The organism is Luteibacter sahnii, assembly GCF_034063545.1.
GTDB lineage: Bacteria > Pseudomonadota > Gammaproteobacteria > Xanthomonadales > Rhodanobacteraceae > Luteibacter > Luteibacter sahnii.
On record NZ_JAQLOK010000005.1, the window covers coordinates 161740 to 176024 of the forward strand.

22 protein-coding genes are annotated in these 14285 nt (G+C 67.3%); 11 read left to right on the forward strand and 11 right to left on the reverse strand.

Features of this window, described 5'->3' with window-relative positions:
• Positions 1-27 precede the first annotated feature (27 nt).
• From PI246_RS14625 to PI246_RS14640, 4 genes are read right to left on the reverse strand one after another with little or no spacing between them, the layout of a single operon-like run.
• Positions 28-1071 (reverse strand): C13 family peptidase, encoded by a 1044-nt coding sequence (locus PI246_RS14625; protein WP_320552044.1) that lies wholly within the window; start codon positions 1069-1071, stop codon positions 28-30.
• Positions 1055-1738 carry an acireductone synthase gene (gene mtnC / locus PI246_RS14630; protein WP_320552045.1) on the reverse strand — a complete coding sequence of 228 codons (684 nt, stop codon included), beginning with the start codon at positions 1736-1738 and terminating at the stop codon, positions 1055-1057. The genes PI246_RS14625 and mtnC overlap by 17 nt, the downstream gene beginning before the upstream one ends.
• Before the next feature lie 56 nt (positions 1739-1794).
• On the reverse strand, positions 1795-2364 hold the full coding sequence (locus tag PI246_RS14635) for a 1,2-dihydroxy-3-keto-5-methylthiopentene dioxygenase (RefSeq protein ID WP_320552046.1): 570 nt from the start codon (positions 2362-2364) through the stop codon (positions 1795-1797).
• Positions 2361-3002 (reverse strand): methylthioribulose 1-phosphate dehydratase, encoded by a 642-nt coding sequence (locus PI246_RS14640; RefSeq protein ID WP_320552047.1) that lies wholly within the window; start codon positions 3000-3002, stop codon positions 2361-2363. The genes PI246_RS14635 and PI246_RS14640 overlap by 4 nt, the downstream gene beginning before the upstream one ends.
• Positions 3003-3136: 134 nt before the next feature.
• Here PI246_RS14640 and PI246_RS14645 point away from each other — a divergent pair, with 134 nt between their 5' ends.
• Positions 3137-3469, forward strand: a complete 333-nt coding sequence (locus tag PI246_RS14645) for a high-potential iron-sulfur protein (RefSeq protein ID WP_320552048.1) — start codon at positions 3137-3139, stop codon at positions 3467-3469.
• 9 nt (positions 3470-3478) lie between these two features.
• On the opposite strand, the gene PI246_RS14650 is transcribed toward PI246_RS14645, so the two are convergent.
• Positions 3479-3763, reverse strand: coding sequence for a DUF3253 domain-containing protein (locus tag PI246_RS14650; protein ID WP_320552049.1), 285 nt, complete (start codon positions 3761-3763; stop codon positions 3479-3481).
• Positions 3764-3897: 134 nt separating this feature from the next.
• Between PI246_RS14650 and PI246_RS14655 the strand changes: the two genes are divergently transcribed.
• Entirely contained in the window at positions 3898-4257 is a 360-nt protein-coding gene (locus PI246_RS14655; protein ID WP_320552050.1) for a VOC family protein, read from the forward strand.
• Positions 4258-4262: 5 nt separating this feature from the next.
• Here PI246_RS14655 and PI246_RS14660 read toward each other — a convergent pair whose 3' ends face one another.
• On the reverse strand, positions 4263-4679 hold the full coding sequence (locus tag PI246_RS14660; protein WP_320552051.1) for a DNA-binding transcriptional response regulator: 417 nt from the start codon (positions 4677-4679) through the stop codon (positions 4263-4265).
• A gap of 250 nt (positions 4680-4929) precedes the next feature.
• On the opposite strand from PI246_RS14660, the gene PI246_RS14665 reads away from it, so the two are divergent.
• Complete coding sequence (locus PI246_RS14665) at positions 4930-5370, forward strand: hypothetical protein (RefSeq protein WP_320552052.1); 441 nt, start codon at positions 4930-4932, stop codon at positions 5368-5370.
• A 2-nt stretch (positions 5371-5372) separates the two neighbouring features.
• On the opposite strand, the gene PI246_RS14670 is transcribed toward PI246_RS14665, so the two are convergent.
• The gene (locus PI246_RS14670) at positions 5373-5540 is read right to left on the reverse strand and encodes a hypothetical protein (RefSeq protein WP_320552053.1); all 168 of its coding nucleotides are present in this window, start codon (positions 5538-5540) and stop codon (positions 5373-5375) included.
• A 213-nt stretch (positions 5541-5753) separates the two neighbouring features.
• On the opposite strand from PI246_RS14670, the gene PI246_RS14675 reads away from it, so the two are divergent.
• Positions 5754-6749 carry a YihY/virulence factor BrkB family protein gene (locus PI246_RS14675; protein WP_320552054.1) on the forward strand — a complete coding sequence of 332 codons (996 nt, stop codon included), beginning with the start codon at positions 5754-5756 and terminating at the stop codon, positions 6747-6749.
• Positions 6750-6971: 222 nt separating this feature from the next.
• On the opposite strand, the gene PI246_RS14680 is transcribed toward PI246_RS14675, so the two are convergent.
• Together PI246_RS14680 and PI246_RS14685 are read right to left on the reverse strand one after the other, a co-directional pair.
• A complete protein-coding gene (locus tag PI246_RS14680) occupies positions 6972-7493 on the reverse strand; it encodes a hypothetical protein (RefSeq protein WP_320552055.1) in 522 nt (173 codons plus the stop codon).
• A gap of 12 nt (positions 7494-7505) precedes the next feature.
• A complete protein-coding gene (locus PI246_RS14685) occupies positions 7506-7655 on the reverse strand; it encodes a hypothetical protein (RefSeq protein ID WP_320552100.1) in 150 nt (49 codons plus the stop codon).
• A 133-nt stretch (positions 7656-7788) separates the two neighbouring features.
• On the opposite strand from PI246_RS14685, the gene PI246_RS14690 reads away from it, so the two are divergent.
• The 4 genes from PI246_RS14690 to PI246_RS14705 all read left to right on the forward strand — a co-directional run bounded on the left by PI246_RS14690 (position 7789) and on the right by PI246_RS14705 (position 10439).
• On the forward strand, positions 7789-9714 hold the full coding sequence (locus PI246_RS14690; RefSeq protein WP_320552056.1) for a hypothetical protein: 1926 nt from the start codon (positions 7789-7791) through the stop codon (positions 9712-9714).
• A 67-nt stretch (positions 9715-9781) separates the two neighbouring features.
• Complete coding sequence (locus PI246_RS14695; RefSeq protein WP_320552057.1) at positions 9782-10132, forward strand: hypothetical protein; 351 nt, start codon at positions 9782-9784, stop codon at positions 10130-10132.
• Positions 10133-10141: 9 nt separating this feature from the next.
• A complete protein-coding gene (locus PI246_RS14700; protein WP_320552058.1) occupies positions 10142-10273 on the forward strand; it encodes a hypothetical protein in 132 nt (43 codons plus the stop codon).
• 10 nt (positions 10274-10283) lie between these two features.
• Entirely contained in the window at positions 10284-10439 is a 156-nt protein-coding gene (locus PI246_RS14705; protein WP_320552059.1) for a hypothetical protein, read from the forward strand.
• On the opposite strand, the gene PI246_RS14710 is transcribed toward PI246_RS14705, so the two are convergent.
• Together PI246_RS14710 and PI246_RS14715 are read right to left on the reverse strand one after the other, a co-directional pair.
• The gene (locus PI246_RS14710) at positions 10440-10931 is read right to left on the reverse strand and encodes a DUF421 domain-containing protein (RefSeq protein ID WP_320552060.1); all 492 of its coding nucleotides are present in this window, start codon (positions 10929-10931) and stop codon (positions 10440-10442) included.
• 85 nt (positions 10932-11016) lie between these two features.
• Complete coding sequence (locus PI246_RS14715; protein WP_320552061.1) at positions 11017-11796, reverse strand: IclR family transcriptional regulator; 780 nt, start codon at positions 11794-11796, stop codon at positions 11017-11019.
• Positions 11797-11960: 164 nt separating this feature from the next.
• Here PI246_RS14715 and fucP point away from each other — a divergent pair, with 164 nt between their 5' ends.
• The 3 genes from fucP to PI246_RS14730 all read left to right on the forward strand — a co-directional run bounded on the left by fucP (position 11961) and on the right by PI246_RS14730 (position 14165).
• Positions 11961-13247, forward strand: coding sequence for an L-fucose:H+ symporter permease (fucP, locus tag PI246_RS14720; protein WP_320552062.1), 1287 nt, complete (start codon positions 11961-11963; stop codon positions 13245-13247).
• Positions 13244-13588, forward strand: a complete 345-nt coding sequence (locus PI246_RS14725) for an L-rhamnose mutarotase (protein ID WP_320552063.1) — start codon at positions 13244-13246, stop codon at positions 13586-13588. Before fucP ends, PI246_RS14725 begins: the two co-directional genes overlap by 4 nt.
• 139 nt (positions 13589-13727) lie before the next feature.
• Entirely contained in the window at positions 13728-14165 is a 438-nt protein-coding gene (locus tag PI246_RS14730; RefSeq protein WP_320552064.1) for an acetyltransferase, read from the forward strand.
• Positions 14166-14285: the final 120 nt, after the last annotated feature.

Genomic DNA, 14285 nt, shown 5'->3' on the forward strand with positions numbered 1-14285 from the left:
GCGACAGTACCCGTGCTGTCGCGACGCCTATTGGGCCGGTGCGAATGGCACCACCGGCCCGATTTTCGCCGACTTCCGCCACGCGGCGAGCTTGTCGCCGATCCCCGGGCCGACGTCGATCTGCGGTTCGGATGGTGTCACCGCGTCGCGTTTTTCCCACGATGCGATCTCGCCGCGCGCCCTGCCGAACGCGTCGATGACGTCCGGCGTCGCATTGAGGCCATCCACGAGCCAGGCGTGGCCGAAGTAGGTGACGTCCGAATCCGCACCGCATCCGAAGGAGGTGCGATCGGCGCGTGCCGCGGTCATCACGAGCGTGCCGCTGCCCTTGAGGACCGGCACGAAGCCGCCTGAATAGCAGGCGTTGACCACCAGTACTTTCCAGCGGAACGGGCGCTTCGCGAGAATGTCGCGGAGTCCGTCGGGGTCGAGCTGGTCCAGCGGGATCGGATCCATGTCCACCAGCAGCGAGTGATCGCTGCCCCCATGCGTGGCGATGTACAGCAGCAGGATGTCCTCGCGCGTGTCCATCACCTTGGCCAACCCGTCCAGCGCCTGTTCGAGGTTGGTCCAGCTGGCGAGCGGGTGGGTGGACAGGGTGGCAGGGTTGTTCTCCAGCACGAGCGTGTGGCCGGGGCTGCCGAACCGCCGGGCCATCAGCTGGTCGAGGTACTCGGCTTCGTTGCGGAACACGTCTTCGGAGCCGTCGCCGGCGAAAGCGACAGCGTAGATGTTCGGATGGCCCGGGGCGCGAGGTGCGAGCCGCGCGACGGCCTCGCGCACCCGGTCGGGCTGGGCCGTGAACACCTGCTCGGGCGTGGGGCCATCCGCGGGCCAGTCGCCGTTGTCCACGTCCATGGCCGCGTCCGCCGGTTCGTCGGCGACGCTGGTGGACGCGGCGGGTGCCGCCGCCGTGGCGACCGCCGCGGGTGCGACCGCGACCGGACGTGGCTTCAGGGTGGCGGGCTGCGGGCCGTAGCGCAGCACGCCCACGGTGATCAGCACGCCGGCGGCGAAAGCGGCCAGTGTGTAGATCGGCGTGCGCCGGCGGGGATCAAGCGACGACGGCATGGAAATCCGCGACGGCTGGGTGGCCGGCGTCCACGATGGGCTGGGGCGGGCGAACGAGTTGGGTGGTGCGCATGCCGGCGGCGCGGGCGGCGTCGAGTTCTTCCTTGATATCCGAGAGGAAGAGCACCTGCGCCGGCGGCAGGCCGATCTCCTCGGCGATGCGCTGGTAGGACACGGTTTCGCGCTTGTGGCCGGTTTGCGTGTCGAAATACCCGGAGAACAGCGGCGTCAGGTCACCCGCCTCGCTGAAGCCGAACATCAGCTTCTGGGCCGGCACGGAGCCGGACGAGTAGACATAGAGCTTGAGACCCTGGTCATGCCATGTCTTCAATCGCGCGGCGACGTCGGGATACATGTGCGAAAGGTAAGCCTTCGCCTCGTAGCCTTCGCGCCAGATCATGCCTTGCAGCGCCTTGAGAGGAGTGGCCTTGCGATCTTCGTCGATCCAGCGGATCAGCAGGTCGATGACTTCGCCGCGCGACGCCTCGACCCAGCCGGCTTCCTTCGCGGCCTCGTGCAGCCAGTGCTGCACCTCGGGATCGTCGGCGTGGGTTTCCACGAACGCTGGCAGGTGCTGGCGGGCGTAGGGGAAGAGAACATCCTTGACGAAATCGATCGAGCTGGTCGTGCCCTCGATATCGGTGAGGATGGCGCGGATCTCGGACATGGGCGGAGCCACCTGCGGGTCGGGGAAGACCCGCAGGATAACGGACCCCCGGGGCTTTACGAAGCCTTGCCCGCCGACGGGTGGGGAGCCATGCGCGGAAAACGCTCGGCGATGTCCGATCCGGTGAACTGCGCCACCCAGCCCTCGACGTTGGTGAAGAGGCGAATGGCCACGAAGTAGGGGGATTCGCTCATGTCGAACCAGTGGGTGGTGCCGTCGGGCACGCCGATCAGGTCGCCCTGCTCGCAGAGCACCTCGTAGACCTTGCCGTCGATGTGAAGGGTGAACTGGCCCGCGCCCGCGACAAAAAAGCGGACCTCGTCTTCGCTGTGCGAATGCTCGTTCAGGAACTTCTGGCGGAAGGCCGCGCGATCGGGGTGGTCGGGCGTGAGGCTGATGACGTCCACGGCCTGGTAGCCGTTTTCCGCCATCAGGCGGTCGATGTCGCTGCGATAGGCCGCGATGACGTCCTCCTGGCTAGCGCCCGGGGCGACGGGCTGGCTGGCCTCCCATTGCTCAAACCGCACGCCCACCTTGTGGAGCTCGGCCGCGATCGCGGCGTGGTCCGTGAGCGAGAGCAGGGGGGCGTCGTGCCGTTGGTCGTCGTAAATGCGCAGGCGGCTCATGGGGACAGTCTCCGCAGGTCGAGTTCGCAGCCGATCAGGAATTCCAGGGCTTCAAGGTGGCGTCGGGTCTCCGGCATGTCCTTGCCCCAGGTGTAGATGCCATGACCGTCGATCAGGTAGGCATACAGCGGCTTGCCCTCGTCGATCCATGCGTCTACCCGGGACTCGAGTTCGGGCATGTGCTGCGTGTTCGGGAACACGGGGATGTCGAGCACGCTTTCATGGGTGGTGTAGCCGGAAATCGCCTTCTGCAACTCCCAGCCCTCGAGGCGAATGCGGCCTTCGCGGGCGAAGAGTCGGGAGGCGACGCTCTGCGTGCGCGAGTGCGTGTGCAGCACCACGTTGGCGTCCGGAAAGCGGCGGTAGATCTGGGTGTGCAGTCCCGTCTCGGCCGACGGGCGGGCGTCGCTGCCGACGGCCTTGCCATGCATGTCGACCACCATGATGTCGTCGCGGCCCAGCCGACCCTTATCGCGCCCGGAAATGGTGATCGCGGCGAGGTGGTCGTCCAGGCGCATCGAAAAATTGCTGCTGGTGGCGGGCGTCCAGCCGAAGGCGGCCAGTTCGCGCGCGGCGTCGGCGATGGCGTCGGCGCCATGGGCGAGTTGGATGGGGTCGACGGTGAGAGGGGTCGGCATGGGGATTCGGACGTCCAAACGAGGTTGCCAGCATACCACGGCGGCCCACCGGTCCCGACCGTAATGCGAATTACTCCGCTTTGCCCGAACGCGTAGGATGGCGGGTGGTTTTTCGACGGAGGTGTCTGTTCCTTATGTCGCAACACGATTCGAACAACGAAGGTCGTCGCCGCTTCCTCAAGGCGGCCACCGGTGCCGTGACCGCCGCCACCGTGTTGGGCGCGCTGCCCGGCCTGTCGCGCGCCCAGGATCTCCCACACGTGTCACCGTCCGATCCGACGGCGTCCGCGCTCAAATACGTGGAAGACGGCACCAAGGCGCAGGGCCGCAAGACGCCCAACGATTTCTGCGCCGATTGCAGCTTTTACCAGGGCAAGGCCGGCGCCGCCTGGGGGCCGTGCCAGCTTTTCCCGGGCAAGGCCGTGGCCGCCAAGGGCTGGTGCGTCTCGCACACCCACGTGGCCTGACGATCCCGCTCACGCCGGGGGAAATCGCGGTCCCCGCCGCAGCCGGATCGGGCCCTTGCCGAGGGCGTCGGGGTCCAGAGTACTGTCGCCCCGGGTGATCGCGAGGCAACCCTCGCGCGCCAACGTGGCGGCCACGACACGAATGTCGGGCATCCGAGCCCGCCACGCCCCAGCCTCCGGGGCGAGATGACGGGCGACGTCGGATGGACAGATCGACGCGTCCGGCGCCCGGCGGCGCACCAGGGCGATGATGGCGGCGGGGATGTCCACGGCCGCGTTTCCGGTCATGCGCATGAGTGGCATCCGCGTCAAAACCTCACCCTGCGCCCGCTCGCGTCGAACGGTTGCGAAAGGTGGGTGGGCCCATTGCGCGTGATGGCGCCATCTGGTATCCCGGCGGCCTGGGTCAAGCGATCGGGGGAGGGCGTATGGCGGTCACCGGTATCGGCGGGTTTTTCTTTCGCGCGAAAGATCCAGACGCGCTGGGCGCGTGGTACGCGCACCACCTTGGCGTGGGCGGCCCGCCCTACGGGCAATGGGAGACCCAGGCGGGCACCAGCGTCTTTTCACCGTTCAAGGCCGATACGGACTATTTCGCGGTCGACCGTCCCTGGATGCTCAACTTCCGCGTCGACGACCTCGATCGCCTGTGCGACAGCCTCACCGCCGCAGGGATCGACGTGATCCGCGACCCCGCATGGGACGCCCCGGGCGTCGGTCGATTCGTACGCATCCATGATCCGGAGGGCAATCCCATCGAACTGTGGGAACCCTCTGTCGCCGGTTGACGCGTTCAATCGGGGCTCGGTTCTTCCTCGGTCGCCAGGGCCTCGTCGACCGCCAGGAGCAGTTCGGCGCGCGTGAACGGCTTCATGAGATAGACGGCCGACGGCGCCCCGCGCAGATCGGGATGGGCCTCGGACAGCATGAGCACGGTGGGCAGCAAACCGAGCATGCGACGGCAGTCGCGCAGGTAAGCACCGCGCGAGTCCTGGTGGTAGGCCGGCACACACGCCACCAGCAACTGCGGGCATCGCGACTCGACCAGGGTCGCCGCGTAGACGTGCGAACGCGCCACCATCGTCTCGAAGCCCAGTTCGGCCAGCACGTCGGCAACAAGGCCGGCGAGATCGTCGCTCGCTTCGATGATGATGGCCAAGGGGTCCGGTGGCGTGGCGATACCGCGGCGAGCACGTTTCGTCCAAGTCATAAGCGTCGGGTCCCTGAGCGAAGCGACGTCGCGGGCGCGGCCCGGCCTGCGGGGACGGACGAAGGCCGCAGCGTCAGACTGCGCCGGTGCGTGCGAGCGTGGCGCCGCTACATGCCATGCCCGTCGTCATCTGGCTGAACGCCGTTCAGCGTCGTTACGTTGCGTTGTGCGGCTTGCTGGCCCTGACTTCATGCCGCGGAGCGCACGGTGGCATGGCGTCCGACCCGGGCGCATCCACGGGAGTCATCTCATGAAAAAGATCGTCGTTTCCATGCTCGCCCTCGCACTCACCGCCAGTGGCGCAGCGATCGCTCAGTCCGCGCCGACATCCGGTTCTCAGTCGTCCGGGTCACAGGACACGATGGGCACGCAACCCACGTCGGGGCAGCAGACGCAGAATCGCAACCGGCATTCGACGGATCCCGTGCATCCGACGCACAAGGGTACCGCGGGCTCGTCCACGACGGGTTCGTCGGATTCGGGTACGTCGTCGGGATCGTCCACGGGTAGTGGCACGATGAGTACGCACGGGCGCAACCAGTCCGGGTCGTCGACCGATCGTTCGAATTCGGGTGGGTCGAGCCACGGCGGGTCGAGCAGCGGTGGCACCACCGACAGCAACTCAAGCGGTGGCGCCCGTGGCTCGCAGGGGGGCACGCAGACGCCGCCGACCTCCGGCGGCGGCCGCTGAGGTCAGCGGCTCTGGCCCGCCGTGCTGCCCGACGCGGGTGCGGCCGACGTGGCCGTGCCCGCGGTGTTGCCGCCAGGCACGGCCCGATCGGTGTCTTTCTGCTGGCTGCATGCCGTCGCGGCGAGAACCAGCGTTGCGAACAACAGGGCCTTGATCGGTCGGTTTTGCATGGCGCACTCCGGTGTGGTGGGTTAGGCCACACCATCCTCCGGGCGGTGTCGCGCTCGTGTATCACCCGGCAGCCTGTCGTCACGACGTTGCTGACTGGCATGTGGCGATCATCGACCTTATGCAGACCTGCACTGCCACGACGCTATCGTCACGGTGCGTGCGCTTTTGCTTGATCCTTCGCTGCGCATGGTGGCGCGTGAAGGAGAGTTGTCATGCCCGATATCTTCAAGACCCGCGCAGGGCGGGTCGTGCGTTCCGCGATCGACGGTTTCAGCGACGACGAACTGATGACGCGCGCGGCAGCGCTGGCGTTCTACGCCGCATTGTCCGTGGCACCGCTGTTGCTGCTCATGGTGTGGACGATCGCGATGCTGCATCCCGCCTGGCAGTCGCAGCTGGTGGAGGCGATGACCTCCGTGGTGGGCCCCAAGGCGGCGGGCGTGCTGGTAACGGTTATCCAAAGCGCGGAAGAGCATCCTCGCCTGGGCAACATCGCCGGTATCGTCGGCCTCGGCGTGACGCTGTTCAGTGCCTCGGCCGTATTCGCCCAGTTGCAGGGCACGCTGGACCGGGTCTGGCGGGTCAAGCCCAAGCCCGGAAAGGCCGTGGGCGCATGGCTGCGGGCGCGGGCGAGGGCGTTTGCGTTGCTGATCGGCGTGGCCTTCCTGCTCATCGTGTCGCTGGTCGTCAGCGCGGTGATCGAAAGCGTGCTGGGTCGTGACGGGGCGGCCTGGAGTACGCTCAAGTATGCCGTGTCGATCCTGGTGTTCGCGGGCGTGTTCGGGATGATGTTCCGCGTGTTGCCCGACGCACGCATCGACTGGAGTGACGCCATTTTTGGCGCATGCCTGACCACGGTGCTGTTCCTGCTCGGCGAATTCGTCATCGGCCTGTATGTCGCGCATAGCGACGTGGGCGGAGCATATGGTCCGGCGGGTGCCTTCGTCGTCCTCTTGATCTGGACGTACTACTCCTCGCTGATCGTGCTGATGGGCGCCGAGCTGACGCGGGGCGTCGCGGAGGCGCGGGGCAAAGGCATCCGGCCCAGCCCGCACGCGGTGCAGATCGAAGCGGCGCCGGCAGAAGTGAAGCGGGACACGCCTGTCGTGAAGCCGCGGCCGCGTCGCGCACATGCGAATGCGCCGGGCTGGCTCGCGGTGGGTGTCGTGGCGGGCGTGGCGTTGGCGCGCTATCGGCGTCGCGGCTAGGTTTGCGTCGGGTCTCTTGGCACCGCGCCCATGGCGATAACGGCTTCACTCGCCCGTGGTCTCCCTGAGGCTCCGCGTTGCCGAGGGTTTGCGGACAGGGTCCGCCCGTAGCGGCCCTGAATCCGCCGCGCGGCCAACCGGTCGCGCGGCGGAAGCCCAACGGACCTGCCTGCGGGGTCGCGCCGCCGATCCAGCGCCAACCGGCAGGCCATCACGCCGATACTACCGATGCGGATCGTGCGGCGTTCTCTTACTCGGCCCCTCGTGAGGCGCGGGCGTCTCTGGATGACGCTCAAGACCCGCGCGAAGCGAGGCATCGATGGCACGATCCACGTCCACCCGGTCGCCCAACGGTGGCGCCGGCCATACGCCCGGCGCCTCCTCCGATAAGGGGCGTTCGCTGGTCTCGATCCGTTCCGCCCCGGTTTCCTCGAGAAGCGCGCGCACATCCGCATCGCTCATCTCACCGTCGCCGGTATCCAGTTCGAGACGTACCAGGCCATATGCCTTAGGGCCCACCTCATCGACACGGCGGTTGGCCGACCCGCGTGCCAGCGGCCGCGCCGCCTTGTTGCTGTGCGCGGACACCACGTTGGCCGGCACGTTATAGCTGTCCGGCGAGCCGCGCACGTCGCCGTCGGCGACCGGCACCAGCCTATCCTGGGGAAATCCCCGGCCGGCAAGGCGCTGCATCGCTGCCATGGCGGCCGCCTGAGTACGGAAGTGCGCGATGAGGTGAGTCATGGTCGCCCCTGTTTATTCGGGTGCTTTCGCCGGAATGAACGGCGACACGGGGTCGCTTGCCGGGAAGGTCTCTTCGAGCGCCTCATCCTGGTTGGCGTCGTGGTGCTGACGTTCGTCTTCGCGCTCGTTTTTCGACGGCTGCTTGGTGTCGTTAGCGTTCATGGGTAGCTCCTCCTCCAAAAACCTCACCATGCGGTCGGCTATGTCACGGCGGTCGTGGCGCGGCGTGAATGACGATTCACGGCGCGGTTGTCGGTATCCTTGCCGACCGAGCCGTATTGTCCGGAGTTGAGCGGTGACCACCGGTCGCGAGTCCACGTTTTATCTGCCCCTTCGCGAACGCGTCGCGCTGCGTTTTCTCCTTGAGGCGCACGTTCCCGACCTTGGCGCGGAGCGCGCAGGCCTTTTCGGCCTGCTGCTGCTCGTGCGCAAGCCGTCGTTGTCGCGTGCGGAGCTGGCGAGGGCGGTCTTCGATGCCGAGCGCACGCTGGCCGGCGAGAGCCCTGCGGTGGTGGGAAACAGCCTCGCCGCGTTCTGTCCACCGGATGAGGTGGATCCGGCCGACGTGGCCTCGCTGATGGCGACGCGCGGCGTGGCGTTCGTCGCGGACGACACGTTCGAGGGGCTGGCGTGGCGTGGGCCCGATGGCTTCCTGTCGCCGGATTTCCAGCGTGCCTGCCAGGACAGCCTGATCGCGTTCGACCTTCCCGTGTTTCGCGAGCGCGATGAACTGACCGACCGCGTGCCGCGCACGATCGTGCGCGGCACCAGCGACCAGGTGCGCGCGCTTTCCGCGATCACGGCCGACCTGGGCGATCGTTATGCCGTCGACGCCTACGCGGGCACGGGCAAGACGCACCTTACGCTGGCCCTGTTCGACACCGGGCGGCGCTTCACCTACCTCACGCCCTGGCAAGCGCAGCGGGAGGCATTCCGGCGACGCGCCGGCCGTGCGGGCGACGAAGCCGTCACGCTCGCCGACCTGGCCGCGCGGATGGCCCGCACGTTCGTCCGCGCCTCCGGCACGCGCTGGACCAAGGCCCCACGTCGGCAGGAAGCCACCCGCACCGTCGCCGAACAGGCCACGATGATGGGTATTCCGTCGATCGGCCGGGATACGCCCGAGGCGGTGCTGTCGCGCGCCCTGGAAGCGATTCGCCGGTGGTGCGGCAGCGAGGATCGCCGCATCGGCTATCGCCATTTTCACTGGCCCGACCATCTTCCGGTGGCCGAACGCGCCAGCTATGTCGGGTGGGCGGTCGAGGCCTGGGAGATCATGTTCGCCCTCGACGAGCGCCAGGAGCGCTTCGGCTTTCCCGTGCGCGTTTATCACCTGGTGAAGTGGCTCGACCTGGTCGGCGCCGGCGTTCCCGACATGGGCACGCTGCTTATCGACGAGGCGCACGATCTGCCTGCCCCGTGGCTTTCGCTGTTGCGTCGCTACCCCGGCGGCTACGTCGTGATGGGTGACCCCTACCAGCATCTCGCCACGGGACGCACCGCGCGCCCGCACGACGCGAAGCCGTTGGGCATGGTCGAATCGGTGCGCGCGGGCGAGCAGATGATGCCGCTGGTCCGCTCGGTGCTTCGGCGGCACAGTGAGGCGCTGATGCCCGACGACATCGTCGGTTCGCGCGACCGCGTGACCCGCCATCGTCTCTTCGGCGACAACGCCATCGAGCTGCCAACGGCTGGGCTTCGCGTGTACGGCAGCCTTTGGTCGATGCTGGAACAGGCACTCCGCCTGAAAGACGCCAAAGTGCCATACCGCTTCGTGGAAGCCAGTGCCGTGCAACTGGTGAAAGCGACGCAGGACGCCATCCAGCTGCACATGCACGGCGATCGCCCCCGTCACTACAGCCTCCGCGGTTTCGCCACCTGGACCGACTTCGCGTCCCACCTGGTGGCATCGGGACGCTCCCGGGTGGCGCGTCTGTTCGAACGCCAGTTTGGCCATGGCAACCTCCAGGCGCTGATGATCGGCCAGGCCCGGGAAGGCGACGCGTTGACGCTCGGCCTGCTGGAAGACGCGAAAAACCTCGAGGCCGGCACGGTTTACATGTCGCCGTGCTGCTTTTCGCGCCCGCCCGGCAGTCGCCCCACCGATGGCGCCGATGTCGCCGTGCGGGCGGTTTACCTGGCGATGACGCGCGTCGAGAACGAGCTCTGGCTGCCCTACGACTGGGATGACCGCCTGCTCGACCTGGCGCACCAAGCATAAGCGCCGCGTCAACGCATCGCCTACGGACGGTCACGGCGGCGCGACCGGCCTTGGGCGAGGATGCCCCATGTCCTCCGAGCAGGGTAAGCCCATGAAGCAGATCATCCTCGCCGCATCGCTCGCGATCGTCGCCACCCAGGCCTACGGCCAGTCGACGCCGGCCCAGCGTGCCGACAGGCCGACGGAGGTCACCCAGCAGACCGCGAACAGCCATCCGCAAACGATGAAAGAGACGCCACGCTCGCGCGCGCACGAACCGGGTCAGCACTGGACCGATGGCATGAACACCAAGCGTTCGGTGGACCCGCGTCAGCGCGACGAATTCGGTGCGCCGAAGGTGACGCCGCCGGCGGGGCAGGGCACCGACAACGCGGGCGGCATCCCCACCTCCGATTCGCCTGCGGGCACACGCGAGTAAGTCCTTCCCATGAATGATGAAAAGCATCCGTCGCCGCGCGACTACGACAAGGATGTCGGTCAGCACGTCGAGAAAAAGCCCGAGCGCGAGCGCGGCGGAGAGTCGCCGCAGCAGACGCACGACAACGAAGACCATGGCTAGGAATCGACCCATGCCCGATCAAACACATCCGCCCCAATCCGGCGATCGCAACGTCAACGCCGTCGCCCGCCGGGATAAGCCGCTGCAGGACAAGCTCGCCAGGGATCAGAAAAAGGGCGAGAAGAAAATGGATGATGCGTCCAAGCGCGACCAGGGCGTTCGCTAGTTACTCCGTTCCCCGGGGCGCTGAGCGACGCGTGAGGGTGATCTTGCCATTGGGTTCAAGTCGCCCCATCCGGATATCGCGTTCGTCCTCCAGGCCCGCCTTGTGCAGGGCCCGGTCGAGCGCCGCGTCGGCCACGTGCTGGCGACGCATGGCGTCCCGATCGCGCCGTCCATCGCGGATCAGCAATGCGGGAAAGCCCTCCACGAGGCGGTTGAAGCGCGGAAAGCGCGCACAGGTCCATGCCAACAGGCGATTCGTGGCGAAAATGCTGGCGACGCCGATGAACGGGCCCAGCATGCCTTGGTCGTGACCGATGATCGCGGTGCGCAACGTGCCGCCGACCAGGGCGATGATGACGATGTCGAAGGCCGACATCTCGCCCAGGCTGCCCTTGCCGGCGAGGCGCATGAGGATCAGCAGGCCGAGATAGGTCACGACGCCGCGGACGACGAACGTCCACCAGGGCGCGGAGAGATCGAACGCGTGGTCCATGGGTAGGCTCCGGTTAGACGGAGCCCTCGTCATACAAGCCGGTTTGTCGTGCTTACGTTGTCGCCGCGACAGCGATTCGCGACGTTCAGGCCAACCCCGCGCCTGGCGCGCCATGCGAGATGGCGCTTGAGATCTCGGCGGCCGCGTCGGTCAACCGACGGGCGGCGGTATCCATGTCGACCTTGGCGCCGCGCCGTTCGAGGAACGGGATGGTGACCGCGCAAACGGCGTGGTTGCCTTCGATGATCGGTGCCGAAAGATCGGTGACGCCATCGACCACCTGGCTGGGGATACGTGCCAGGCCCGCGGCGCGGATCTCTTTGATCGTGGCGTCGATGCGGTTGCGCTTCAGCCCCGGCTCGTGTTCGAGCAGCGTGCGGAACCAGCGCTCGCGGATGTCGTCTGTCTGCCAGGCGAGCAAAACGTAACCCGATGCCGAGTGCGACATCGGGCGACGATGGCCCACGCGCACGACGAGGCCGGTTTCGCCCGGCGGGTCGACGCGTGCCACGACGACGATCTGCTCTTGCGAGGGCACCACGAGGTGGCATGACTGGTCGATGTCGCCGGCGAGGCGATGCATGACCGGCATCGCTGTCTCCACGAGGTTCTTCACCGGTGGCTGTTCCATGCCCAGGCGGAACAGCCGCGGGGTCAACGAATAGGCGCTGCCGCCATCCGGACGGGCGATGTAATCGCGCTCCTCGAGCACCTGGAGCATGCGGAAGATTTCGCCGCGGGAGCGCCCGACGCCTTCGGAAATCTCGGCGATGGACAGCGGCTGGGTCGCCTTGGCGAGTAGCTCGAGGATGTCCAGTCCCTTGTCGAGGGCAGGGGCGCGATATTTCGGCGAGTCGGTGGGCATGGCATTCCGTGGCGGGTTGAAGGGATGATGCGACCGCGAGTCTAGCCGCGCGCCCCAAGACATCGCCATAAGGGCCGCCATGTTGCAGTGCAGCTTGTTATGCGGGTAAATATCACGTTTATATTTGCACAGTTCGGGGCGGGGCCATGACGAGGGAGACACGCATGCAACAGCACGCTGCGGCGCGGACCGCCGCCCACCGGGGGCTGGCTCGCGTGCCCTGGTTTCCCCTGGCATTGATCGTCAGCCTGTTCTTTCTCTGGGGCGGCGCGAACAACCTCAACGACGTGCTGGTCGCCCAGTTCAAGAAGGCTTTCACGCTGTCCGACTTCCAGGCGGGCCTGGTCCAGAGCGCGTTCTACCTTGGGTATTTCCTCGTGGCGCTGCCGGCCGGGGTGTTCATGCGCCGCTTCGGCTACAAGGCCGCGGTGGTGTTCGGCCTGTTGCTTTATGGCGCCGGCGCGTTGTTGTTCTGGCCCGCCGCCGCGACCGCGACCTACGCCACCTTCCTGGTGGGCCTGTTCGTGATCGCGGCGGGCCTTGCGTTTCTCGAGACATCCGCCAATCCCTACGTGACCTTGCTCGGTCCACGCGAATCGGCCGCGTCGCGGCTCAATCTCGCCCAGGCTTTCAATCCCCTGGGTTCGATTACGGGCGTGCTCATCGGCCAGCATTTCATCTTCACCGGGGTGGAGCGCTCGCCCGCGGAACTCGCCGCCATGGATACGGCCGCGCGCACCGCCTTCATGAAGAGCGAAGCGGCGGCCGTGCAGATGCCTTACCTGGTGATCGGGCTGGGCGTGATCCTGTGGGCCGTGATCATCGCGGTCACGCGTTTTCCTCGCACCGAGGTCGACGACGAGGGCGCGCCGCCGGAGCGGGGCGTGCTCGGACGCCTGTTGCGCGACTGGCGCTTCATGTCGGCGGTGGTCGCTCAGTTTTTCTACGTGGGCGCGCAGGTGGCCGTCTTCAGCTACATGATCCGCTACGCGCAGGCCACCATGCCGGGCACCGAGGATCGAGCCGCGGCCAACTTTATCACCGCGGGGCTCGTGTGCTTCATGGTGGGGCGTCTCGCCGGCGCGGCGCTGATGAAATACCTGCGCCCGGCACGGGTGCTGGGCGCGTTCGCAGCGATCAACGTGGCGCTCGCCGCGTTCGCGGCGTTCGTTCCCGGTCGCATGGGCATCCATGCGCTGGTCGCATCGAGCTTCTTCATGTCGATCATGTACCCGACGATCTTCGCCCTCGGCGTGGAAGGTCGCAGCGATACCGAACGCAAGTTCGGCGCGTCGCTGCTGGTGATGTCGATCGTCGGCGGCGCGGTGCTCACCGCGGCGATGGGGGCGACGTCCGATCGCCTGGGCATCGCGCACGCGATGGTGGTGCCGATGGTGTGCTTCGCCGCGATTCTGGGTTTCGCCTGCCTTCCCCGGGAGCGCGTCGCATGACCTGGCAATGCCTGGCGCTCGACCTGCGGGACGATCCCGCGGCAATCGCTGACTACGAGCGCTGGCACCGCAAGGGGGTCATCTGGCCGGAGATCGTCCAATCGATCCGCGAGGCGGGCATCCTCGACATGCAGATTCATCGCACGGGTAACCGCCTGGTGATGCTGATGCGGGTCGGCCCGGAGTTCGACGCCGACGCCAAGGCCGCCGCCGACGCGGCGAGCGAGCGCGTGCAGGCGTGGGAAACGCTGATGTCGACGTTCCAGCAGCCCTTGCCGTGGGCAGGAGCCGGGCAGAAATGGGTTCCCATGACGCGGATCTTCGATCTTTCGATCTGCTGAGGCTGTTGCGACGTTGCGCCCATGGAGGGTTGGGGGCTTTCTCACGCCTCGCGCCGTGGCCTGCTACCTGCGCTGGGGCGACGGCGCCCTTTCCCCGGCACCGCCGTCACGTAGTGCCGTCCTTGCTAGTCTTCGCCGCATGACAACGATCCGACTCTCCCGCCCCGACGACGGTGACCGCGTCGTGGCCATCTGGCGCGCCGCCGTCGATGCCACGCACGATTTCCTCACCCCCGACGATCGCCTCGCCATCGACGCGATGGTCTGTGGATTCCTCCCCCAGGCAACGCTCTGGCTTGCGGTAGACGCACAGGACCGCCCCCTGGCCTTCATGCTGATCGACGACGGTCACATGGAGGCCCTGTTTGTGGACCCCGTCTACCGCGGACAAGGCCTCGGCGCGACCCTGGTGCGGCACGGCCTCACGTTGCATCCGCGCATGACCACCGACGTCAACGAACAGAACGCCCAGGCGGTCGGCTTTTACGAGCGCATGGGCTTCGTGCGCACCGGCCGGTCGCCGCTTGACGGGCAGGGCAGGCCGTACCCGCTCATCCACCTCGCGTACGCGCCGTAACCCGTGACCTATGTCGTGGTGTTCGTCCCAACGTGTTCGCCCTCCCGGCGATGGGGCTTGAGGCGCGGCGCCTCGTCGGCCCCACGCGCGACGGACACGACGCGCTCCACGAGCCGGGCG